This is a genomic window from Leucobacter celer subsp. astrifaciens, from assembly GCF_001273835.1.
Taxonomy (GTDB): domain Bacteria; phylum Actinomycetota; class Actinomycetes; order Actinomycetales; family Microbacteriaceae; genus Leucobacter; species Leucobacter celer.
Genome location: NZ_JHEI01000150.1, coordinates 126,068 through 148,269 on the forward strand (window position 1 = coordinate 126,068; position 22,202 = coordinate 148,269).

Genomic DNA, 22,202 nt, shown 5'->3' on the forward strand with positions numbered 1-22,202 from the left:
GAGTCGAAACCTCCGTACTGCCAGGTTTCGACTCGCTGCGCTCGCTCAACCGGCGGGTACTCGCTGCGCTTGCTCAACAGGCAGGCAGACGGGCTACTCGTAGGCCGGGTCGATCGGGTCGGCGTAGGCCTCGAGGATCGCCTGCACCCGCGCGAGCGCCGCAGCGTCGAGTCCGCCGTCGTCGGTCACGCTGCGCCATCCGGTGAGCACGAGGTCCCCGTAGTTGTGGCCGTGGCGTGCCGGCACCGACTCGCCCATGAACATGTCCACGACGAGCTGCACCGCGGTGATGCCGGGCATCCAGCGCATCGCGGGGCTCACGTCCTCGCCGCGCTGTCCCCCCGCAAGCCAATCGGGTGACGCCCAGATCAGCTCGGGCCCCAACCAGGTCACCGGATCCGTAGCGTGCTGCAGATAGAGCACCCGGGGATCCTGCCACGGCGCGTCGATGAGGCGCTCGTCGCCCTCCCGCGACATCCACCGCACCTCGCGCCCGCCGTCGAGCACCGGCCGCCAGGCCGGCGATCCCGCGTCGCGCGCCGCCTGCAGCTCGCGCCACAGCTCGGATCCGTTCGGGCTGCCCACGAGCAGCGCGCCGTCGGTGCGAGCTCGCAGATCCGCGACGCTTGAGAAAGCGGCCTGCGTGCCGTGAGCGCCGAGGCTCAGACCGTACACGACGAGCTTCGGCCGCTCATCCTCGGGCAGCGCCGACCACCGCTCGTGCACCGCCTCGAAGAGAGCGGACGCCGACTCCACCGGGGCATCAGGATCGAACACGAACGACACCCAGCTCGGCGTGTAGGCGTACTGCATCGACGCGATGGCCGTGCCGCCGCCGTGCAGGTACTCGAAGGCGTCCACGGTCTGCGGCTCCAGCCAGCCGGAGCCCGTCGTCGTCGCGACGACCAACCACTCGCGCTCGAATGCGCCCGTGCGCTCCAGCTCCGCGACGACGAGCTCGGCCCGCGACGCCGCATCGTCAGCCGAGGCGAGACCCGCGTAGACACGGATGGGATCGAGCGCCGGAGCGCCCGTCGCGTCCTCGATCTCGGCGGCGGTCGGCCCGCCGCCCACGAACAGGGAGCCGTGACGACCGAGATCCTGCCAGCTGATGCCGGATCCCTCGCCCGCTGAGCGGAACGCGGAGTCCGGTTCCTGCGCGTCCTCCGCAGGAGCGGTATTCCTCTCCGCGTATATGCGGTCGACCGCGGCCATCCCGACCGCGCCGACGCCGACCGTTGCCACGAGCACCGCCGCGACCGTGGCGAGGACGGCGATGGGTGCGGCGATCCTCGCCCTGAAGAGACGGAAGAGGCTGCGGCACCCCTTGCCGATCACGAGCAGCAGCGCCGCCGTCACCGCGAAGCCCAGCAGGAACCGCCACGGGTCCACCGCGTCGAGCGGCGGCATCTCGACAGCCGCGCGCACTCCGTTCTGCCAGCCCACCACCGCGAAGCCCAGCGGCACCGCGGCGACCGCCAGCGCGATGCCGACGCACCACCACACGATCCGCACCGCCCGCGCGCTCGGCGTCAGCTTGAACGCGCGCGCCACGAGCGCCGCGACCAGCATCCCGATCAGATAGCCGAGAGCGAAGGAGATTCCGCTGATCGCTCCTTGGAAGAGCGCGGGCCGGGGGAGCAGCGAGGGCGTCAACGACAGCACCGTGCAGACGACGCCGAAGACCACCCCGCCGGGCGCGAGACGCCACCAGTGTCTGTTCACAGGACTACGATACGGGTTCTTCGGCCTCGTGGGCGCCGGATATCGGGCACCCGGCTGCGGCACCGGGCACCCGGCTGCGGCGCCGGGTTCGGCCGGGTCGCACCGCAACCGCGGCTCACTGCCGCATCCGCGGATCCTCCGTCGGGTCCGTGTACATGGGTGGGCAGCCGGTCGCGGGGGCCTCCGGGCGCAGCTCGAAGTGCCAGGACTCGTTGCCGTAGATCTGGCAGAGGCCGTACGCGGCGCCGTGGATCGAGAGCCAGTCGGTCGCTTCCATGCCGCCGATATCGACCGCATCGCCGGACACGTGAGCGGAGGTCTGCGGGGTGGCCACCCACCGCGCGGCCTCCTCCTCGGAGCCGTAGTCGGCGATCGCGTCGCGCAGCAGCCGGGTCTGGTACTCGGGGGAGCGCCAGCCGCTGTTGACGACGAACTCGATCTCCGACTCCCCGGCATCAGCGGCAGCGGCGCGCAACGCATCCAGCAGTTCCGGACGCAGACCGGAGATGCCGGGGTAGTCGTCGAACACGCTCGCGCCGTCGGGGAGTGCGCCGTCGGCCTCCGACACGGCTCCGCGGGACGCGCCCGTAGCTTCGCCGGGAGCCTCGGCACCCGGTGACGGGAGGACGGGATCCTGCTCCGGCACCTCGATGACGGCCCGCGCCGACGACGACTCCGACTGCGCGAGTACGATCCCGACGGCGACGGTGGTGACCGCGACCAGGCCGAACGCGGCGAGTGCCAACGCCCGGCGGCGCTTCTCGAGAGTTGTGGTGTTGTGAGGCATACCGCCAGTCAACGCGGTGCGGTGTTGCAGGCGCGTAGCCCGTTTCGCATACGCCGACGATACGCGGACCCCCGCCCGCCGCCCTACTGCTTCGGCAGCGATCCGATCACGGCGCCGCCCTCGTCGCTGATCTGCAGCGCGCCGTCGACCACCGTGCCGGTGTCGAGCCCGCTCAGCCAGGTGTCCACGCCCTCGCAGGCCATGAGCGTGCTCGCGGTATCGCCGAAGTCGATCGTGTCGCCGTCGAAGGTGGCCGTGCCGGCCAGCCGGTTGCAGCCGTCGGTGCCGGAGAACGCACCGCCCTCCTCGATGACGAGCGAGGGAGCGGAGTCCGAATCGGCATCGCCCCAGGTGCCGACGAAGGAGCCGGAGCTGCTGCCGGCGCAGCCGGCGGTCGCGAGGGTGAGGACGAACGCCGCTCCGAGGAGAGGCGCGGTGAGGAGAGAGCGTGAACGATGCATGACGGTGGTCCTTTCGAGAACTGGATCAGGGATGCGAGGACGGAGACACAGAGACGGAGAAACGAGGATCACGGGAGGAACGCGGGTGCGCGGCGCGGGATCGGCGCGCTCACTCGGCCGATCCGACCGCGTCGGCGGGGATATCCTCAGGCCGGTACTTCGGCAGCCGCGAGGCGGGCAGCGCCGCGAGCGCGCTGATGCCGGCGAGCAGCAGGAAGCCGAGCTTGAGCGTGCGCAGGCGCTGCTCCTCGTTGAGGGCGACAGCGGCCTCCACCTGCGCAGCGTCGGCGGTGGTACCCGCGAGCACCGTGCGCAGTTCGTCGTTGCTGATGAAGTTCGTGTTGTCGAGATCGACCTGCTCCACGAGCTCCGGCGGCAGCTCGGGATGCTCAGCCACGGCGCTGCCGATCCCGAGCCCCAGCGTGGTGACCAGCACTGCCCCCATCACCGCGGTGCCCACGGCCGAGGCGAGGTTCTGGGTCGTGCCGCGGATCGATCCCACGTCGCCCGCCAGCCGCTTCGGCGCCGAGGTGACCAGCACGTTGAACACGAGCGTCACGAGAGCGCCCTGCCCGATGCCGAACACGATGAGTCCGAGGATCGTGGGCAGCGTCTCCCAGTTGTTGTTGACCACGAAGGCCAGCCAGACGAGGGCCGCGGTGGTCAATCCGAAGGCGAAGAGCGCGATGGTGCGCGGCGGGAACCGCTTGTAGAAGCGCACGATCAGCGTCGCCGTCACGAACACCGTGAGGTTGAACGGCATCATCGCGAGAGAGGTGTCGAACGGAGTGCGGCCCTGCACGATCTGGATGTAGGTGGGCACCGTGAAGTTCACGGCCGCCTCCATCGCCACGATGATGAACATCGCGTAGACGGCTGCGCGCTCTGTCGGTTCCTTCAGCACGCTCAGGTCGACGAGGGGTACCTTGCCCTGCGCCATGCGACGGTTCGTCCACATGAAGAACGACTGCCCGAGGATCAGGCCGAGCACCACGAACACCGGGGCGGGGGAGAGCCCGAGGATCTCGAAGGGAGCCCCCGGTTCGGCGAAGAGGATTCCCCAGCCGTTGAGGTTGTTGAAGCCGAGCGTCAGCAGCACGATGCCGGCACCGATGAGCGCCGACGCCACCAGGTCGATCTTGATGCCCGGGTTGCCGCGGTCCGATCGCAGCCGGAAGCTGAAGATGAACACGATCACCGCGAGGCCGAGCGTGATCCCGAACACCGGTCGCCACCCCACGAGGGTGCCGAGCGTGCCGCCGATGAGGAACGCGCTGACCCCGGAGAAGGCGCGTGCCGAGCCGAGCGATCCGACCGCGGTGGCCTGCTGATCGCCCCGGTAGTTCTCGGCGATCAGTGCCACGAGCGCCGGCACGATGATCGCCGCCGAGGCTCCCGCCAGCACCTGCCCGGCGATGGCCCAGCCGATGGTGGGCGAGAGGATCATCATCAGCGAAGACCCGGCGAACACCACGACCACGATGCGGAAGATGAGCACCCAGCCCACCCGCTGCCCCAGCTTCGCCCCCGTCATCACGAGGGCCGCGACGGCGATGCCGTACACGACGATGGTGGTGCTGGCCACGGTCGGCGGCACACCGAAGTCCTCGACCATGCCGCCGAGGGAGATCGGCAGGGCCGCGACGTTGAACGACATCAGCACCTGTGCGAGGAAGAGCCCCACCATCGGGGCCCAGGATCGCCGCTGCGCGGGATCCTGCGCGGTGCGAGCGGGGACGGATTGCTCAGACATGCGATTCCTCCGGTTCGGATGCTTCGGATGCTTCGGATGGCTCGGGTGCTTCAGACGGTTCGGACGCGCCCCCGCGAACGGAGGCGAACAGATTCAGGCCGAGCGAGCGCGAGAGGTACGCGCACGCCCGCTGGCCGCGCACGCTGTTGCCGGCGGCGTCGAGACGGGGCGAGTAGGCGCCGACGGCCCCCTTGCCCGGCGAGACGGCCACGATCCCGCCCGAGACCCCCGATTTTGCGGGCAGCCCGATCTCGAAGAGCCACTCACCCGAGCGTTCGTACATGCCGCACGACGCGAGCACCGTGAGGGTGTCGCGGCAGACCTCGGCCGAGACCACTTGCTCGCCGGTCACCGGGTTGACGCCGCCGTCGGCGAGCGTCGCTCCCATCACGGCCAGGTCGTGCGCCGTCACCGAGAGCGCGCACTGCCGGGTGTAGACGTCGACGGTCTCTATCGGGTCAGGGTCCAGACGCCCGTAGCTCTGCAGCAGCTTGCCGATCGCGCGGTTGCGATGGTTCGTCTCGGCCTCCGAGCGGTAGACGGTCTCGTCGAGCGTCAGCTCGCGGCCGGCGAAGCGCGACAGCCCCCGCTGCACCCGTGCCCAGCGCTGCTCGGCCGAGGCCGCGGGCAGCAGCGCGGTGGTGGCGATCGCCCCCGCGTTCACCATCGGGTTCATCGGGCTGCCGCCGTTCAGCTCCATCGCGATCAGCGAGTTGAAGGCGAGGCCGGTGTTGTTCACGCCCACCCGCTCGTGCACGGCCTCGTGTCCCAGCTCCTCGCAGACCAGCGCGAACACGAAGGCCTTCGAGATCGACTGGATCGAGAAGGCGACGTCGACGTCGCCCGCCTCGTGCAGCGAGCCTCCGACGCTCACCACGGACAGCCCGAAGCGGACCGGGTCGGCCGCGGCGAGCACCGGGATGTAGTCGGCCACCTCGCCGTCGTCCAGGCCCGCATACCGCTCGTGCGCGTGCGCCACCAGCTCGTCGACGCGGGATCGCGGGGGCAGCGCCCCGGTCGACGCCCGCTGCGCGATGTCCAGCGCGTCATGCTCGAACATGCGACCCCCTCCGGTCGAGCTCCCCGATATTCCTCAAGGTACTCGGGTGCGGCCCCGGGCGGGAAGAGGCAACTTCGTGTTTCGGAACAGATCGAGACCTTCGTCCAGACGGCCGCCCGGTCCGTGCGGAGTGGAGAGCCGTTGCATATGCCCGCGATATGCCGCGACTCGTAGCATGGTGGTCATGCGCGTATTGGTGGTGGAGGACGAGCCCTATATGGCGGAGGCCATCCGTGATGGGCTGCGCCTCGAGGCGATCGCCGCCGACATCGCGGGCGACGGCGACACCGCGCTCGAACTGCTGAGCATCAACGACTACGACATCGCGGTGCTCGACCGCGACGTCCCGGGGCCGTCGGGCGATGAGGTCGCGGCGCACATCGTCGCCTCGGGCAGCGGCATGCCGATCCTCATGCTCACCGCGGCCGACCGTCTCGACGACAAGGCCTCCGGCTTCGAGCTCGGCGCCGACGACTACCTCACCAAGCCGTTCGCGCTCCAGGAACTCGTGCTGCGGCTGCGCGCCCTCGATCGCCGCCGCGCGCACAGTCGCCCGCCCGTGCGCGAGATCGCCGGGCTGCGGCTCGACCCCTTCCGTCGTGAGGTCTACCGCGACGGCCGCTACGTCGCGCTCACCCGCAAGCAGTTCGCCGTGCTCGAGGTGCTCGTGGCCGCCGAGGGCGGCGTGATCAGCGCCGAGGAGCTGCTCGAGAAGGCCTGGGACGAGAACGCCGATCCCTTCACCAACGCCGTGCGCATCACGGTCTCGGCCCTGCGCAAGCGGCTCGGCGAGCCCTGGGCGATCGCGACGGTGCCGGGCGTCGGCTACCGCATCGATGTCGGATCGGATGACGGCTCGGGTGTCGCGGACCGGACGGACGACGGTGGATAGGCGGCCCGGGCTGAGCGTGCGCCTGAAACTCGCGCTCAGCTACGCCGGGTTCCTGATGCTGGCGGGCGGTCTGCTGCTCGCGGTGGTGTGGGCGTTTCTGCTGCGCTACGTGCCGGCGGACGCCGCTGTCGGCCCGGGACCGTTCTTCCCCGGCCGCTACGACCTGATTCGCGCCTTCGTGCCTGCGGCGAGCTGGGCGCTGGCCTTCCTGCTGGCCTTCGGCCTGCTGGGCGGGTGGATTCTCGCGGGCCGCATGCTGGCACCGCTGCGCAGGATCACCGACGCCACGCGCACGACGGCTGACGGATCGCTGTCGCACCGCATCCGCTTGGAGGGGCGGCGCGACGAGTTCCGCGAACTCGCCGACAGCTTCGACGCCATGCTGACGCAGCTGGAGGCCCATCTCGCCGAGCAGCAGCGCTTCGCTGCCAACGCCTCCCACGAACTGCGCACCCCGCTCGCCGTCACGCAGACGCTGCTCGACGTGGCGGAGCGGGATCCGGATCACGACCAGCGAGAGCTGCTGATGCGTCTGCGCGCGGTCAACACGCGGGCGATCGAGCTCACGGAGGCGCTGCTGCTGCTCAGCCGGGCCGACCGGCGATCCTTCGCGCGGGATCGCGTCGACCTGTCGCTCCTCGCGGAGGAGGCCGCCGAGACGCTGCTGCCCCTCGCCGAGAAGAACGGCGTCTCCGTCGACCTCTCGGGAGACATCGCACCCGCTCTCGGCTCGGACGCCCTGCTGCTCCAGATGACCGTGAACCTGCTGCACAACGCCATCGTGCACAACCTGTCGGATGGCGGATCGGTGCGTGTGCGCACCTCCGCCGACCAGCGCACCGCGACGCTGACCGTCGAGAACACCGGCGAGATCGTCAGCCCGCAGCTGCTCTCGACCCTGACCGAGCCGTTCCAGCGCGGCACGCAGCGCATCCGCGGCGACCACGCCGGCGTCGGTCTGGGGCTCGCGATCGTGCAGAGCATCGTGCGCGCGCACGACGGTGCGCTGACGCTCGAGGCTCGCCAGGAGGGCGGGATCCGCGTCACGGTGCGGATCCCGAGGTCTGTCCCGTCCGGAGCCGGTGGGATTCCGGCGCCGATTCCATCCGACCCGGCACGGGAGCCGGTCGGCGACTCCGAGAGGGAGAACTGATGCCTGTCGCGCAGCACGAGACGGCGACGGCCGCGGAGCACCGATCCGCAAAGCGCGCCCGGGCATGGCTCGTCGCGCTGTTCTCGGTCTATCTCGTATTGCTCGCCTGGATCGTGCTGTGGAAGCTCGAGCTGCCGCACGTCGGCGTCGCGGGAGTGCGGCAGGTCAAACCGCTCCCGTTCGTGGCCGATGCCGATTTCGGGGCGAACGAACCGCTCGAGATCGCGGTGAACATCGTGCTGTTCATCCCGTTCGGCCTCTACCTCGGCCTCATCGCGCCGTCGTGGTCGTGGCGCAGGGCCGTGTGGGTGCTGGCGGGGGCGAGCCTCGCGCTCGAGACCGTCCAGTACCTCCTGGCCATCGGCGTCTCGGACACGACCGACGTCATCGTCAACACGGCCGGGGGCCTCGCGGGCCTCTGGCTGCTCTCCCGCACGCGCCGTCGATTCGGGGCGGAGGCGCCTGACGTCATGATCCGGGTCTGCGCGGTGGGCACCGGGCTCGCACTGGTCACGAGTACGCTCTTCTTCCTGTCGCCTCTGCACTACTCGCAGCCGGACGTCGTGGTCGTCGGCCTGGAGAGCGCACCGTAGCGTCGTAGCCCCGGCCCCGCTCGCGGCCCGCGTCGACACGGGATCACGACTCCGGCGCCTCGTCGCAGACCGCTCGGATCTCCGCGACCGTGGACGGATGGGCGAGAATGCGGAAGTGCCCGCCCGTCTCCACGCGCACGTTCCTGGCGCCCATGAGTTCGCTGCCCTCGGGGATGTGGGGATCGAAGCGCGCGAAGACCGAGACGATCCGCGCGTTGGCCCGGGCGTCGCCGGCCAATCGCTGCAGCGTGACATCGCGAGGCGAGAACGACCGCAGAACGGGGCTGAGCAGATATCGCGCATATCGAGAACCGCCGAACGGGGCCGCGACGGCGATCATCGAACGGATGCGCTGCGAGCCGGCCCCGAACGCCATGATGTGCTTCCCGATCAGGCCGCCCTTGCTGTGCGCGACGACGGTCACCCGTTCGAGATCCCGCGCCGTCAGGTACTCCTCGACGAGCCGGGCGCCTGCGGTCACCGGGACGCGGTTGTTGCGCAGCGGATCGACCACGTGCACGGGGTGGCCGCGCCCGTGCAGGTCGAGGATCAGCGGGAGCAGGAACCGCCACGACTCGTACACGCCGGGGATGATCAGCACCGGCGCACCGTCACCGCTCAGGAATGCGCGAGGATCGGGGCGCGTCGCGAACGCGCGCAGCTGCCGCCACCCGGCGTAGGTGTAGTCGGCCACCCACCAGGCGGCCTTCCGCAGCGTGCTCATCGTCCCGCTATGGTCTCATGCTCGGCGGGGCTGCGATCGAGGGCGCCCCGGGAACGCTCCGGCGCTCAATCGTCCCGCGGCTGAGGAGCGGATGCCGTGCGACCCTCGTCGAAAGCGCGGTCCTCGCGGAAGGCCCGCCGCCGGACGTACTCGTGCACCTCGTCCAGCACACCCGCCTGGGCGCGGGCACGGTGGGCGAGATCCTCGAAGACCCGCGGATCCAGCCCCAGCTCGCCCGCGTGCTCCTGCAGCGTCTGCCACACGCCGAGCTTGCCCATCACGGCGCTGCGCATCAGCTCCGTCTCCAGCACCAGGGTCAGCGGCGAGCGGGAGAACAGCCGGCCGTTGCTCTTGAGACGTCCGGCGTGCTCGCCGGCCCAGGAGACCGCCTGCCGGTAGGGTCGCTGCCGCAGTCCGAGGTCGTGGATGAGCTGCCGCAGGAAGGCGCGCTCGAGTCGGATCTCCTCCGCCAGCTCGGAGAGCCGAGCGTAGACCGGGGTGTCGATCGTCTCCTCCGCCATGCGCTCGATCCGCCCCGCTCCGGCGGTGGCGCCGGTCAGGTGGTCCGAGAGGTAGAGGCCCAGCAGATCCCGTGAGATCCCGTCGGCGGAGACCGGATCCTCCGAGCCCGGAGCGCCGGCATCGCCCGCGGGGGCGCTCTCTCGCGCAGTCTCGGGATCCGCGCCATCCTGCGGCGGATCGCCGGCGTCGGCCCCGCTATCGGCCGGACCCCGGGCCGCGGGGAGCCGGCCGTCATCGGGATTTCTGGGTCGCAGCGGCACGGATGCCGTTCCACGCCCCTCGGCCATGCCGCGCAGCAGCTCGCGCAGGGCCTGCGCCGCGGTGACGCGGGGCCGCCACTCGAGTTCGCTCGCGGCCCTCGAGTTGTCCATCATCGGCACGGCCGTCGCCATGTCGAGCCACCCCTCATCGGCGGCGACGAGCCCGGCCCGGTGGCCGCCGAACAGGAACGCGCGCACCAGGCGCGGGGGCAGCTCGACGACGCGGCCGTGGTCGATGATGTCGGCGAGATCCTGCGGGGTGAGCACGTCATCGGCGCAGATGTTGAAGGCTCCGGGCGCGCGCTTCACGACCGCGGCGGCGTAGGCCCGGCCGAGATCATCTGCGTGCACGGCCTGCATGCCGCGCAGCCCCTTCGGCACGGGCAGCACCGGCGGCTTCGCCGAGCCGAACACCTGCAGCGGTACCCGGCCGGCGAGGAAGTAGCGCTGAATCTCCGAGCCGGCATCGGCCTGGAAGATGAGCGCCGATCGCAGTCGTGTCACGAGAACACCGGGGTGGGCGACGGAGAACTCGTCGAGCACTCGCTCCTGGGCGGCCTTGTCGACGCTGTAGTGCGAGGTGGGGATGCCGTGCGTCGACCACGTCTCGTCGCGCCGCATCTGCACGGGATCGGGGGAGTAGGCTCCCACCGACGACGCCGCGACCAGGTGCCGCACCCCCGCTGCGGCAGCCGCGCGCGCCACCCGCTCAGTGCCCTCGACGTTCACCCGGCGCAGGAGTTCGCGCTGGGAGTTCGGCTGGATCAGCCAGGCCAGGTGGATCACGGCACCGGCTCCCGTGAACGCGTCCCTGAGCCGGGCGCCGGCGTCCTCCGCCGACGATGCCGCGGCGATGTCGATCGACGCCCACTCGCAGCCGGAGTAGGGGGCGACCTCGGTGTCGGGCATCCGCCTGGCGATGCCCAGCACGGAGCTCACCTCGGGGGCGTCCGCGAGCGCTCTGAGCACCGCGGTGCCCGCGTTGCCGGTGGCTCCCACGACTACGACGCGCATGACTGCTCCTCCCTGTGCAGACTGTGATCGGCGCACCCGGCGGCGCGCGTGCTGGTCCCGCTCATGGCGAGGGGGTCCCGCCGTTGACGTTGAGGGTCTCGCCGATCACGTAGCTCGACTCGGGGGACGTGAGGAACACGAACGCGGGCGCGAGTTCCGTGGGCTGGCCGGCCCGGCCGATGGGAGTGTTCTTGCCGAAGTCCGGCAGGGCGTCCTTGGGCTGCCCGTCCGACACCTGCAGCGGGGTCCAGATCGGGCCGGGCGCCACCGCGTTGACGCGGATGCCGCGCGGCGCGAGCAGCTGCCCCAGCCCCTTCGTGAAGTTGTTGATCGCCGCCTTGGTCGACGCGTAGTCGAGCAGGTGGGAGGAGGGCTTGTAGGCCTGGATCGAGGTCGTGTTCACGATGGTCGACCCGGCGGGCAGGTGCGGCAGCGCGGCGCGGGAGATGCGATAGATCGCGTGGATGTTCGTGTCGAACGTCGCGGTCCACTGCTCGTCGGGCAGATCGGCGATGTCCTCCACCGCGATCTGCCTGCCCGCGTTGTTGACGAGAGCGTCGAGGCCGCCGAGCGCCCCGACCGCCTGCTCGACGAGCTCCTCGCAGAAGTCGCGATCGGAGATGTCGCCGGGCAGGAGCACGGCTCGCCGGCCCGCGTCCTCGATGAACGACTTGATCTTCTGCGCGTCCTCCTCCTCGGCGGGAAGATACGACAGAGCGACGTCGGCGCCCTCGCGAGCGAAGGCGATCGCCACGGCAGCGCCGATTCCCGAATCGGCGCCGGTGATCAGGGCCTTGCGCCCCTGCAGGCGACCGGTCCCGCGGTAGGAGTGCTGGCCGCGGTCGGTCCGCGGCACGAGCTCCTGGTCGAGCCCCGGCTCGGGCTGGTGCTGCACGGGCGGGGAGATGACGGGGAATCGCGTCACCGGGTTCTGGAACGTCAGCTGATCGGTCGAGTTCTCTGACACTGGGTGCCTCCTTCACTGCTCCTGGTGCAGATCCACCCTCGTGCACGAGGCGGATCCTGTCGACGGGGTTGCGCTCGTCGCCCGTACCCGTCCTTCGCGCCGCGATTCCGGGTGGCAAGGGCCTGGATTCGCGGCGACGCATGGCGTAGCCTCGCCCCCGATGCGCGAGCGAGAGGAGTGCCCATGACGAGGTCGGCGGAGGAACGATGCTGCTGAGGACCGGGCCGCTCGGGAAGATGACGAAGCGCTGGGGGAAGCAGCTGGGCCGTCTCTCGCGGCTCGTGCTCGCGGCCAAGACGGCCCTGGCTGCGGCGCTCGCCTGGTACCTCGCGCCGTTGGTCCCGTTCGCGGAGTCCGAGTACTCGTACTACGCCCCGCTCGGCGTGCTCGTGAGCATGTACACCACGGTGCTCGACTCGATGCGCTCCGGCCTGCAGGCGCTGGTGGGGCTGGCGGTCGGGATCGCGCTGGGGCTCGGTGCGCTGAGCCTCGTGGCTGCCGGCGCCCCATCGATCGCAGCCGTCGCCCTCGTCGTCGGCGTTGGCGTAGCGCTGGGTGGTCTGCACGCCTTCGGCGCAGGGCGGGACTGGATTCCCATTGCCGGTCTGCTCGTGCTCCTGCTGAGCGGGCGAGAGGACGGCGAGTTCTCCCTCTCCTACCTGGCGACGATGGGATTCGGCGTGATCGTCGGAGTGCTCGTGCAGTGGATCGCCGTGCCGCCGCTCTACTTCGGCGAGGCTCGGGCACGCCTCGCCGATCTGCGGGGCGCGCTCGCCGCCTGCCTCGAGGAGGCCGAGGCGCTCGCGCGTGGTGAACAACAGGACACGAACCGATTGGAGCACTCGGCCGACCACCTCGTCGCGACGCTCGAGAAGGTCACGGAGGAGATCCGGGAGGCCCGGCGCAGTGAACGGGCGAACCCTCGGGCCCGCCGCCGGTATGGAGAGCGCGAGGACTTCGACGAGCAGCTCGGTGTTCTCGACCGCGCGGTGTTCTTCACCCGCGTGCTCTCGAATCTCGTGCGGCCGGAGGAGGGAGATGGAGCGTTGCGGGGAGCGCTCGGCGACGCGATCGCGCGGTGCCGCTCGGCCGTGTCCGCGGCACCGAGCGGTGATGAGCGGGAACAGGCCCTGGATGAGGCGCGAGATGCGCTCGATCGGTATTTCCTCCTGCTCGGCACGGATCTGCGTCGAGAGCCCGCGCTGCGGGCGGACGAAGCCGCGACCGGCGCGTGTCTGAGACGGATCATCGATGCTCTCGCGTGAGGTTCTCCTCCCGGGGAGCGCGAGGCGGCAGAAGGAGCGCATACCGGGGCGCGAGATCGGGCGCAAGCCCCCTGCGGGGCGGGACGATCCGTTCCTACAATCGCCGTAGCCGTCAGGCGAAAGGAGAAACACCGTGTCTCAGACCACGCTCGAAACGCCCACCGATCTGCTCCGTTTTCAACTGCGCACCACGATGACCATGGAAGAGGACTCGCTCGCAGCCCTTGGCGAACTCGCCGAAGCGGCACCCTCGAAGGACATCCAGAAGCTCTTCCACCACCACGCCGACGAGACGCGAGAGCAGATCGAGAACCTGCGCAAGGTGTTCGGGCTGCTCGAGTTCCCGGAGTCGACCGCCGGATCACCCGCCACGAAGGGGATCTCTAAGCAGGCGGAGTCCCTCATCGCGCGTTCCGCTCCCGAGCTGCGGGACCAGGTCGCCCTGTCGTGCGCCCTCGGCAACGAGCACTACGAGATCTCCGTCTACCAGACCCTCATCACCGCGACCGAGTCCCAGGGCGCAGTCGACGCCGTCGCACTGCTCACGGACAACCTGGATCAGGAGACGCACACGAGCGAGGAACTGCTCAGCCGTCTGCAGCAGCTCGTGGCACCGTAGGACTCGCCGAACGCCGAACGCCGAACCTCCGACTTTCGCGTCGGGCCGCACCCCAGCCGCCCTGAGCCGCCCCCAGCGCGGGGACGGCTCAGCCGCGCTGCGCGTCCCGGTCGAAGCCCATCGCGTAGGCACGGGCGGCGAGCCGCGCGGGCGGCCCTGAAGCGGCGACTCCGATCGCAGCGCTCAGCGCGGCGTGCGCGCGCGTCGAGCGAGCGCGGCCCAGTGCCGTGTTGAGGCCGGCGAGACGGGCCGCCGTGCGCGCCGAGGCCCGCCGACGGCGCTCCCAGCGTTCGAGCTCCCGCTCGGGCTCCGGGTCGCCTTCGCGCCGCAGCAACCACCGTGCGAGGAGCGGAGCAAGGGTCGCCGCGTCGAGCAGGCCGAGGTTCATGCCCTGTCCGCCGATGGGGCTCACCTCATGCGCCGCGTCGCCGATCGCGAAGACGCGGCCGGCGCGCATGCGCTCCAGCAGCGAGCGACGGATCCCGAACGCCGTCGCCGACTCCACCCGCGCCGCGAGCCCCGCATCGCCGGCCCGTTCGGCCACCGCCAGACGGAGGCGCTCGCCGCGATGCCCCCGCGAGTCCGACGTGCGCGGCGGACCGGCGCGTCCGCCGTCCCAGGCGACGAGCCTCCGACCGCCGCCCGGCAGCGGGAAGGATTCCAGCACGCCGTCCGCGTGGAGCGTGATGATCGCCGTATCGCCCGGCTGCTCCGGGGCCTCGGCCAGATCAGTCATGAGATAGCGGTCGACGTAGCTGCGGGTTCGCCCGCCCAGCCGGGGACGCACGAGGTCCCTGCCCGAGGCGCCCGCCGCCACCACGACCGCACGTGCGCGCAGCTCGAGCTCCGTCGGCCCGACGCGGATGTGCAGGATCACACTGCCGGGCCGCTCGCTGATCTCCAGCACCTCGGCGCCGAGCAGGGGGTCGGGCGCCCCCGCGCTCACGGCCGCCTCCGTCACGGCCTGCGGCACGGCCGCGACGAACGGGAAGCGCCCGCCGAGCCGGTCGAAGCGCACCTCGCCGATCGTGCGCCCGCCCGAGCGCGCGATCCCGCGCGGGATGCGGGCCGCCTCGGCGAGGATGCGCTCGGCGGCACCCGACGGTTCGAGTGCCGCGAGCGCGGGCGGATGCAGGCCGATGGCGCGAGTACCCGGCTCCGGAGCACTGCGGCGCTCGAGGATCGCGGCGTCGACCCCCAGGCGCGCGAGCTCGGCGGCGACGCAGAGCCCCGCCGGTCCCGCGCCGACCACGGCCACCTCGACCGCCCCGGTGCTCACGCGTGCGCCCCGTCGCCGGGTCGCGCGTCGAAGTGCTCGCCGGAGGTCGTGGCCCCGTGCACCGCGAGCAGCCGGAAGGCGGTCGGCTGCTCCGCCACCCAGCCGCGGGGCAGCCGTGCCGCCAACTCGTCGCGCGTGTAGCTGCGGCGGATGCTGCGCAGTCCGTCGACCCGCAGGAAGGTGCCCGGGGCGAGCGGCGCCGCCCCCACCGCGAAGGCCGCGTAGGCGAGCCGGCTGCGGGCGATGTCCGAGTGCACGCACACCCTCGACGCGAGCGCCTCGGAATCCGAGAGCACCCCCTCGAGCGAGGCCGCGTCGAGATGGTGGAGCAGATGGTTCGAGACGACGGCGTCGAATCGCTCGCCCTCGGCCACGAGTTCGTCGCTGCGGGCCTGCCGGAAAGAGACGCCGTCGACGCGCTCGCCGCCGCTCGCCACCTCGCAGGCGCGGGGATCCGGATCGATGCCGATGCCCTCGACGGCGAGACCGTCCCGTCGGGCCAGCCGCACCAGGCGCCGCAGCACGTCGCCGCCGCCGCACCCCACGTCGAGGATGCGGACCGGGCCCCCGCTGCGCGCGAGCGCGGGGCGCAGGTGGGTGCGGTAGACCCGCCCCCAGCGCGAGACGGCTCCGTTCACCGCCCAGAACCGCTGCAGCGTGCGACGCAGGCGCACCGGATCGCAGTCGGGATCGTCCATCAGCTCCGTGAGCTGCTCGTCCCGTGCCGAGAGCCCCGCGCTCGCTCCCGCCACCGCTAACGCCCGGCAGCGCCGACCAGAGCGTTCGCCGCGCTCTCAGTCACCACCGTTCCGGCCGGGGATCGCTCGCCCGCGCGGAGTGCCAGGCGCGCCGTCTCCACGGTGAGCCCCGGGCCGAAGCAGAGGCCCGCTACGCGGGCGCCGTCGCCGAGGGACTCGTCCGCCAGGATGCGCTGCAGGATGAAGAGGATCGTCGCGCTCGACATGTTGCCGAAGTCGCGCAGCACGGCGCGCGAGTGCGCCATCGCCTCGTCGGACAGCTCGACGCCGCCCTGCACGCGGTCGAGCACGCTGCGTCCGCCGGGGTGCACCGCCCACGCCTCCACGTCGGCGCGGGGATCCGCGCCGTCCAGCATCGCCTCGACCACTCCGGCGATCTCGCGTCCGATGATGCGCGGCACCTCTGCGGTGAGGCGCATCTCGAAGCCGCGATCACCGATCGTCCAGTCCATGTCGCCCTCGCCATCGGCGGTGATGGCGGTCGAGAAGTCGATGACGTCCAGAGCCGCTCGGCCGTCGCGCGGCTCGGCCGAGGAAACGACCGCGGCACCCGCCCCGTCGCCGAACACGGCGGACGCCACGATCTGCTCGGGATCGCTGGAGGAGCGGATGTGCAGGGAGCAGAGCTCGGCGCAGACGACCAGCACGACCGCGCCCGGCCGTGCTTCGCTGATCGCGGTCGCCGTTCGCAGCGCCGGGAATGCCGCGGCGCAGCCCATGAATCCGATGTGGGTGCGCTCGGCCGTCGTGGGGATGCCGAGCTGCTTCACCAGCAGGAAGTCCGGGCCCGGGGCGAAGAATCCCGTGCACGAGGCCGTGACCACGTGGGTGACCTCCGTCGCATCGAAGCCGGATCGCTCGAGCGCGTCGCGGGCCGCGGCCGCGTACAGGGGCGGCGCCTCCCTGCGGTAGATGAGGTTGCGCTCCCCGGTGCTGGGCGCGGTGAGCCGCGCCCCGTCCTCCGAGAAGAGGGTGTTGCTGGAACCGATCTCGCCGATCACCGAGTACCGGTTCTCGATGGCCGACTGGTTGAACGCCGCGCCGATGAGGCGGGCGGTGAGCCGGCTGACACCGGGTTGCGCCGCGAAGAAATCGCGGGTCTTCGGCTGCGCGAGCCGCGCGCTGGGCACGGCCGTGCCGATGGAGAGGATCTTCGTTGACATGTCCCCATGTAACCCGATACCCGTGCCCGAACGGGAGGGGCTTGACACGATTGTGATGGGCCGGGCGTCGGGATCCGCCGCTCACCTGGCGCCGAGCGGCGGCGAACCTAGAGGTCCCGCCAATAGGCCTTCGTGTCCGCCGATTGAGCGAGCCGTAGGCGAGTCGAAATCAAGGGTTTCGACTCACTTCGTTCGCTCAACCGGCTGCCCATCGGTGAACCTAGTACAAGTTCGCGCTCGCCGCAAGCGCCTTCCCCCATCCCGCGACGATGCGCAGGATGGTCCCAAGGCGCGGCCACCGGGGCCTGCCGTCGGCGGCACCGCCGTCGCGACTGAACGATCGATCGAAGGAGCACATCGTGAAGAACTCGGCCAACCGAATCGTCGGATTGATCTTCGGCGCCGTCTATCTGCTGGTGGGCATCCTGGGCTTCGCCGTGACCGGGGGAGTGGGATTCCTGGCCACCGAGGGTGGGCTGCTGCTCGGCGTCTTCGAGGTGAATCCGCTGCACAACATCGTGCACCTGCTGATCGGCGCCCTGCTGGTCGTCGGCGGCATCGCGGGCGTGGGTGCGGCGAAGGGGATCAACGGAACGGTGGGCGTGGTGTATCTGCTGGTGGGTGTGATCGGCTTCTTCATCGCCGACACCGCGGCCAACATCCTCGCGCTCAACACCGCCGACCACGTCCTGCACCTGGGCAGCGCTCTCATCCTGCTGGGTGTGAGCCTCGGAGCCGACCGCGACCGCGTGGTGACGGCCCGCCCGGCCGTGTGACGGCGGCCGCGCGATGGCGACCTCGGCCTCGAGCTGGTGCGGATTCGCGGCCCTCGGCTCCGGACTGATCCTCTGCGCGCTGGCGGCCGGTGCCGAACCGCCGGTCGCGGTGCCGCTCGTGGCGGTCGCCGTCGTCGAACTGCTCTGGGGCGGACTCGCCCTGCGGGCCGGCAGGCTGCCGGCCCCGCGCGCGATGATCGTGGTGGGGGCGTGCGTCGTCGCGGTGGCGTTGGTCCTGCTGTTCACGGGCCTCGCGGGGATCGTCCCGGTGCTCGCGCTCCTCGCGCTGCACTGGAGCGCCGCGGTGCTCGCCGTGCTGGCCCTCCGTCGCGGCGGGAAGCGCCGCCGCGACGCGGGCGAGGTGCCCGAGGGCGATGAGCGCGGGTCCGTCGAGAGGCCTGCCCGCAGGCGGACCTCCCGGCCGGCGGCACTCGTGCTGATCCTCACGGCGCAGGCGATGCTGGTGGCCGCGATCACCACCCCGGCGCTGGCGCACACCATGCCGGGGGAGTCCGCGCTGCCCCACGGCAGCATGCACGGCGGCTCCCACGCGCACTAGGCCGTGCCGGGGAGGTGCTCGCCTATTGCCTGTCGCCGTCGATCTCGCGCACGTGAACGAGCACCAGATCCGTGATCAGCTCATCGGGGAGCGGCCGATCCAGAGTGAACTGAATCGCGTGCTGGGTGGCCTTGTACATCGTCAAGCGATCCTGCAACTCCTCGATCGCCCACGATGAGGGGAAGAAGCTCATGTGGTGCTTCGCGGCGGTGAAGTACACCAGCGCCCGTCCCCGGTAGGTGAGCGTCGGCATCCCGTAGCTCATCTTCTCCTCGGCCGCCGGGACGAGGCGCTTGACGAGCGCGCGGATCCGCTCGAGCACTGCGCGACGCTCGGAATCCACGCCGTCGAGGTACTCGTCGATGGTCTTCGGCTTCGCCTGCATGACGCCATGCTAGTTCAGGCTCCGGCGCTGCGCGTCACTCCCAGCGCGGCTCATCGGCGCCCCAGGCGTGCAGGGGCGAGGCGTACTGCGAGGGCGCGCCGGGAAACGCCAGCACCGGCGGCGCGCAGGTCACGACGGAGGGTGCCGCGCCGGTGCCCGGTGCCGTCTCGAGCGGCACGGATACCGTCGGCGGTTCGTGCGGATCGCTCGAATCGATGCGCTGCGGCGCGGGTCCGGCCGCCAGCAGTGCATCGGCGATGCGCGCGAGGCTCAGACTGATCGCGAAGGAGCCGCCGGTGGTGCGCTGCGTGCGCAGTGCTGCGGCGACGGACGCAGCGAGGAAGTGCCCGGCCGAGTGATCCAGCGCCTGCACGGGAAGAGCCCCGGGGGTCTCACCGCCATCGCGGCTCTCCCGCATCGCGATCCCCGACGCGGCCTGCACGAGACTGTCGAATCCCCGCCGCCGTCCCCACGGTCCCTCCGTGCCCCAGGCCGAGAGCTGCGCGACGACCAGCCCGGGGTACCGCTCGTGCAGCACCTCCGCATCCAGGCCGAAGTGCGCCAGAGCGGCTGGGCGGTACCCGTGCACGACCACGTCGGCGGCCTCGAGGAGGCGTTCGAACTCGCGCCGGTGCGTGCGATCGCCGAGATCGAGCAGCGTCGACCGTTTGCCCTGGCCCGTGTCCAGATGCTGCCAGGGCGACTCCGGAAGCCGCGGAGAGTCGACGCGGAGCACGTCGGCCCCGGCGAGCGCGAGGTCGCGTGCGGCGACGGGTCCCGCGATGACCCGGGTGAGGTCGAGCACCCGGATCCCCGCCAACGGGAGGCCCGGGTCGCCGCGCCATGGACGAGGATCGGCCTGGCCGTGCCTTCGGAAGCCGATGAGGGGAGCGTCTGCGAGGGCCCGCGCCTGCGGGTGCTCTCGCCACTCCTCGGCGTCGCGAACGGCCACGGCCAGCGCATCGACTCCGGCGGCCCGCTCCTCGAGTTCGAGGCGGTTCCACCGCGCCAGGGACGCCTCGATCTCGGTGCGCGGCGCCGAGACCGCCACCCCGATGAGGCGGGCCAGGCGCTCCGCGTGGTGCGGATAGTTGCCGTGCGTGCGCACCCAGCCGTCGGCGACGCGCCAGAATCCCGACAGCCCCGCCCAGATCGCCGGGGCCTCGCCGTCGAGCCGGAACAGTCGCTCGCTGCCGAACGAGGCCTCGATCCGCGGCGCCTCGACCCGGATGGCGCCGTCCGGCACGGCCCTCCCGCCTCGCGTCTCGCCGATCAGGGCGATGGCCAGCGACGAGAGCGCGACGCCGTCGTGGGCCAGCTCGCCCACGCGGAGCGCCGAGCGCCAGCTCGGCAGTCCGGCGGGAGCCGCGATCCTCGAGATGTCGGCGGCGCTCAGCGCCAGGTCCGCCGCGGCGCGGCGACCGACCGCGTGCAGGGGAGAGCCGCCGGCGTCCGGGTGCGGGCGTTCGCCGCGGGGCGTCTCGTGGAGTGCCATGGGATCCTCCTGCTGATCGAACCGCGCGGGTGCCCGTTCATCGCGGGTGCTCGCTGCGGTGCCGGATCGCGGCGATGACCGCCGCCGGGTCCTTCTCAGCATGCCTCAGTCGCCCCGACTCCGCATAGAGGTCGGCGCAGAGAGCGATCAGGGGTGATGCCTGCCCGCCCGTCGCGCGGCGTCGAGGACGAGACGGCCGCGGGTATCGGTCACGGTTCGGGCCGCCGCGTGTCGTACCAGCTCCGGGTGGGCCGGCGCCCGCGGCCGTCTTGTTTCGCGACGGAGAGCGTGCCGGCGCAGATGGCGAAGATCACGATCATCGCGACGACGACGCCTGCTGTTTCGAACATGATCCGTCCCTCCAGTCGGTCCAGTTGATCCTGAGCCAATCCAATCAGGAGAAGGCGAGATGGAAGTAGTGCCAATTCGGAAGAACTGGCTTCATGGTGAGCGCTGCTGGATCCGGTCTCCCGACCTGGGCGCTTCTCGACATCGTCGGAGGCCTGTCGCTCTGGGCGCAGCTCTCCGGACCGGGAGACCGGGTCTCCGCGAGCAGTGTCAACCGACGGTGGTGCAGCGACGCAACCGGTCCACTTGCGTGAATTGGCCCGTGTCGTGTGCCGCGCGGGCGGCGCGCCTCGCGACTTCCGGCAGCTCACCCCCGCAGGTGCTCCCGCAGCGTCGTCCCGGTGTACTCCGTGCGGAACACGCCCCGCCGCTGCAGCTCGGGCACCACTCCGGCGACGAAGTCCTCGAACGAGGAGTGGTAGAGCGCGGGGAACACGATGAACCCGTCGGCGGCCTCGGCGCGGAACAGGTGCTCGAGGTGCTCGGCCACGGTCGCGGGCGAGCCCACCACCTGCGGGTGCAGCTGGTTGAGCGCCTGCTCGATCGCCAGGTCGGCGACGGTGTAGCCGCGCCGCTCGCTCACCGAGGCCAGCATGTCCTCGAAGCCGACGCTGCCCGTCGCTCCGCGTTGCGCCGCGAGCACGTCGACCGCACGATCCCCGGGGCGCAGCTCGTCCGCATGCAGCAGCCGCGCCAGCTTGGTCAGCGCCGCCGGCAGATCGATCTGCTCCCGCAGCGTGCGCAGCTTCGCCTGCGCGTCGGTATCGGTCCAGCCCACCACCGGCTGCACGCCCTGCAGCACGCGGATGGAGTCGGGGTCCCTGCCGTGATCGACCCTGGCGCGGTCGCGCAGTTCCCGCCGCAGTTCGCGCATCCCCTCCTCGGTGTCGCCGATCGCGAACACGACCTCGGCCCACCGCGCAGCGAAGGCTCGCCCGCGCGGCGACGATCCCGCCTGCATGAGCACCGGGTGCCCCTGCGGGCTGCGGGGCAGGGTGAGCGGACCGCGCGACAGCTCGCCGGGCACGCGGTGCACGAGCCCGGGATCGGCGAACACCCCCGATTCCCGGTCGTGCACGAGCGCACCGGGCTCCCACGACTGCCACAGATCGATCACCGTGCGCACGACCGCGTCGGCGTGATCGTAACGATCCTCAGGTGCCGCGATGCCATCGCGCCCCATGTTGCGCGCCTCGGCATCGGTGGTGGAGGTGACGATGTTCCACGCCGCGCGGCCGCCCGAGAGATGATCGACCGAGAGCAGCTGCCGGGCGATCGCATACGGCGGCACGAAACTCGTCGACACGGTGGCCCCGAGTCCGATGCGGCTCGTCGCTCCCGCGGCCAGCGAGACCGTGGTGACCGGGTCGAGGTAGATGCTGCCCTTGCCCGCCGTGCGCAGCGTCGTGGCGTAGTCGCCCTGCGCGTCCTCGGGCACCGCGAGGGCGTCGGCGAAGAACACCATGTCGAAGAGCCCGCGCTCGAGCGTACGCGCCAGATCCGCGTGGAAGCGGCCGCTCAGCCAGTCGGCGCGTCCCAGCGGATTGAGCCAGTTCTCGGCGTACTGGCTCGTCGGCGGATTCACCATGCCCACGAGGTGCATCTGCCGCGCCGTCATCGAGGGGCCCGTTCGTCGTTCGCGAA

22 protein-coding genes are annotated in these 22,202 nt (G+C 71.3%); 7 read left to right on the forward strand and 15 right to left on the reverse strand.

Annotated features, from left to right (window positions below):
* Positions 1-93: 93 nt before the first annotated feature.
* The 5 genes from AMS65_RS17215 to glsA form a co-directional block, all read right to left on the reverse strand.
* Entirely contained in the window at positions 94-1,725 is a 1,632-nt protein-coding gene (locus AMS65_RS17215) for an alpha/beta hydrolase (RefSeq protein ID WP_162231786.1), read from the reverse strand.
* A 115-nt stretch (positions 1,726-1,840) separates the two neighbouring features.
* Positions 1,841-2,512, reverse strand: coding sequence for a M15 family metallopeptidase (locus AMS65_RS17220; RefSeq protein WP_053385393.1), 672 nt, complete (start codon positions 2,510-2,512; stop codon positions 1,841-1,843).
* An 83-nt stretch (positions 2,513-2,595) separates the two neighbouring features.
* The gene (locus AMS65_RS17225; protein WP_053385394.1) at positions 2,596-2,973 is read right to left on the reverse strand and encodes an META domain-containing protein; all 378 of its coding nucleotides are present in this window, start codon (positions 2,971-2,973) and stop codon (positions 2,596-2,598) included.
* 109 nt (positions 2,974-3,082) lie between these two features.
* Complete coding sequence (locus tag AMS65_RS17230) at positions 3,083-4,726, reverse strand: MFS transporter (RefSeq protein WP_053385395.1); 1,644 nt, start codon at positions 4,724-4,726, stop codon at positions 3,083-3,085.
* On the reverse strand, positions 4,719-5,786 hold the full coding sequence (glsA, locus tag AMS65_RS17235; RefSeq protein WP_053385396.1) for a glutaminase A: 1,068 nt from the start codon (positions 5,784-5,786) through the stop codon (positions 4,719-4,721). The genes AMS65_RS17230 and glsA overlap by 8 nt, the downstream gene beginning before the upstream one ends.
* Positions 5,787-5,970: 184 nt before the next feature.
* Between glsA and AMS65_RS17240 the strand changes: the two genes are divergently transcribed.
* The 3 genes from AMS65_RS17240 to AMS65_RS17250 are packed head-to-tail and all read left to right on the forward strand — an operon-like array spanning position 5,971 to position 8,424.
* Positions 5,971-6,678: a response regulator transcription factor gene (locus tag AMS65_RS17240; protein ID WP_053385452.1), complete on the forward strand. Its 708-nt coding sequence runs from the start codon at positions 5,971-5,973 to the stop codon at positions 6,676-6,678.
* Between the two features lie 10 nt (positions 6,679-6,688).
* Positions 6,689-7,831: a sensor histidine kinase gene (locus AMS65_RS17245; protein WP_449405308.1), complete on the forward strand. Its 1,143-nt coding sequence runs from the start codon at positions 6,689-6,691 to the stop codon at positions 7,829-7,831.
* Positions 7,831-8,424 (forward strand): VanZ family protein, encoded by a 594-nt coding sequence (locus AMS65_RS17250; RefSeq protein ID WP_083451810.1) that lies wholly within the window; start codon positions 7,831-7,833, stop codon positions 8,422-8,424. The genes AMS65_RS17245 and AMS65_RS17250 overlap by 1 nt, the downstream gene beginning before the upstream one ends.
* A 43-nt stretch (positions 8,425-8,467) precedes the next feature.
* Here the strand turns inward: AMS65_RS17250 and AMS65_RS17255 are convergent, their stop codons facing one another.
* The 3 genes from AMS65_RS17255 to AMS65_RS17265 all read right to left on the reverse strand — a co-directional run bounded on the left by AMS65_RS17255 (position 8,468) and on the right by AMS65_RS17265 (position 11,911).
* Positions 8,468-9,148: an esterase/lipase family protein gene (locus AMS65_RS17255; protein ID WP_053385397.1), complete on the reverse strand. Its 681-nt coding sequence runs from the start codon at positions 9,146-9,148 to the stop codon at positions 8,468-8,470.
* A 65-nt stretch (positions 9,149-9,213) separates the two neighbouring features.
* The gene (locus AMS65_RS17260) at positions 9,214-10,944 is read right to left on the reverse strand and encodes an NAD-dependent epimerase/dehydratase family protein (RefSeq protein ID WP_053385398.1); all 1,731 of its coding nucleotides are present in this window, start codon (positions 10,942-10,944) and stop codon (positions 9,214-9,216) included.
* A gap of 61 nt (positions 10,945-11,005) precedes the next feature.
* Positions 11,006-11,911: an SDR family oxidoreductase gene (locus AMS65_RS17265; protein WP_053385399.1), complete on the reverse strand. Its 906-nt coding sequence runs from the start codon at positions 11,909-11,911 to the stop codon at positions 11,006-11,008.
* A 206-nt stretch (positions 11,912-12,117) separates the two neighbouring features.
* On the opposite strand from AMS65_RS17265, the gene AMS65_RS17270 reads away from it, so the two are divergent.
* Entirely contained in the window at positions 12,118-13,176 is a 1,059-nt protein-coding gene (locus AMS65_RS17270; RefSeq protein WP_053385400.1) for an aromatic acid exporter family protein, read from the forward strand.
* A gap of 133 nt (positions 13,177-13,309) precedes the next feature.
* The gene (locus AMS65_RS17275; RefSeq protein WP_053385401.1) at positions 13,310-13,795 is read left to right on the forward strand and encodes a YciE/YciF ferroxidase family protein; all 486 of its coding nucleotides are present in this window, start codon (positions 13,310-13,312) and stop codon (positions 13,793-13,795) included.
* An 88-nt stretch (positions 13,796-13,883) separates the two neighbouring features.
* On the opposite strand, the gene AMS65_RS17280 is transcribed toward AMS65_RS17275, so the two are convergent.
* The 3 genes from AMS65_RS17280 to AMS65_RS17290 are packed head-to-tail and all read right to left on the reverse strand — an operon-like array spanning position 13,884 to position 16,995.
* Positions 13,884-15,074 carry an FAD-dependent oxidoreductase gene (locus AMS65_RS17280; protein WP_053385402.1) on the reverse strand — a complete coding sequence of 397 codons (1,191 nt, stop codon included), beginning with the start codon at positions 15,072-15,074 and terminating at the stop codon, positions 13,884-13,886.
* The gene (locus AMS65_RS17285; protein WP_241489499.1) at positions 15,071-15,826 is read right to left on the reverse strand and encodes a methyltransferase domain-containing protein; all 756 of its coding nucleotides are present in this window, start codon (positions 15,824-15,826) and stop codon (positions 15,071-15,073) included. Before AMS65_RS17285 ends, AMS65_RS17280 begins: the two co-directional genes overlap by 4 nt.
* A gap of 2 nt (positions 15,827-15,828) precedes the next feature.
* Entirely contained in the window at positions 15,829-16,995 is a 1,167-nt protein-coding gene (locus tag AMS65_RS17290) for a type III polyketide synthase (RefSeq protein ID WP_053385403.1), read from the reverse strand.
* A 359-nt stretch (positions 16,996-17,354) separates the two neighbouring features.
* Between AMS65_RS17290 and AMS65_RS17295 the strand changes: the two genes are divergently transcribed.
* Positions 17,355-17,771 carry a DUF4383 domain-containing protein gene (locus AMS65_RS17295; protein WP_053385404.1) on the forward strand — a complete coding sequence of 139 codons (417 nt, stop codon included), beginning with the start codon at positions 17,355-17,357 and terminating at the stop codon, positions 17,769-17,771.
* A 13-nt stretch (positions 17,772-17,784) separates the two neighbouring features.
* Positions 17,785-18,330, forward strand: a complete 546-nt coding sequence (locus AMS65_RS17300; protein ID WP_053385405.1) for a hypothetical protein — start codon at positions 17,785-17,787, stop codon at positions 18,328-18,330.
* 22 nt (positions 18,331-18,352) lie between these two features.
* Here AMS65_RS17300 and AMS65_RS17305 read toward each other — a convergent pair whose 3' ends face one another.
* The 4 genes from AMS65_RS17305 to AMS65_RS17315 form a co-directional block, all read right to left on the reverse strand.
* A complete protein-coding gene (locus AMS65_RS17305) occupies positions 18,353-18,715 on the reverse strand; it encodes an iron chaperone (RefSeq protein ID WP_053385406.1) in 363 nt (120 codons plus the stop codon).
* A 34-nt stretch (positions 18,716-18,749) separates the two neighbouring features.
* Positions 18,750-20,210, reverse strand: coding sequence for a CoA transferase (locus AMS65_RS17310; protein WP_053385407.1), 1,461 nt, complete (start codon positions 20,208-20,210; stop codon positions 18,750-18,752).
* A gap of 209 nt (positions 20,211-20,419) precedes the next feature.
* Positions 20,420-20,560 carry a hypothetical protein gene (locus AMS65_RS19600; RefSeq protein WP_157502410.1) on the reverse strand — a complete coding sequence of 47 codons (141 nt, stop codon included), beginning with the start codon at positions 20,558-20,560 and terminating at the stop codon, positions 20,420-20,422.
* Positions 20,561-20,865: 305 nt separating this feature from the next.
* Positions 20,866-22,176, reverse strand: a complete 1,311-nt coding sequence (locus AMS65_RS17315) for an NtaA/DmoA family FMN-dependent monooxygenase (protein ID WP_075201068.1) — start codon at positions 22,174-22,176, stop codon at positions 20,866-20,868.
* Positions 22,177-22,202: the final 26 nt, after the last annotated feature.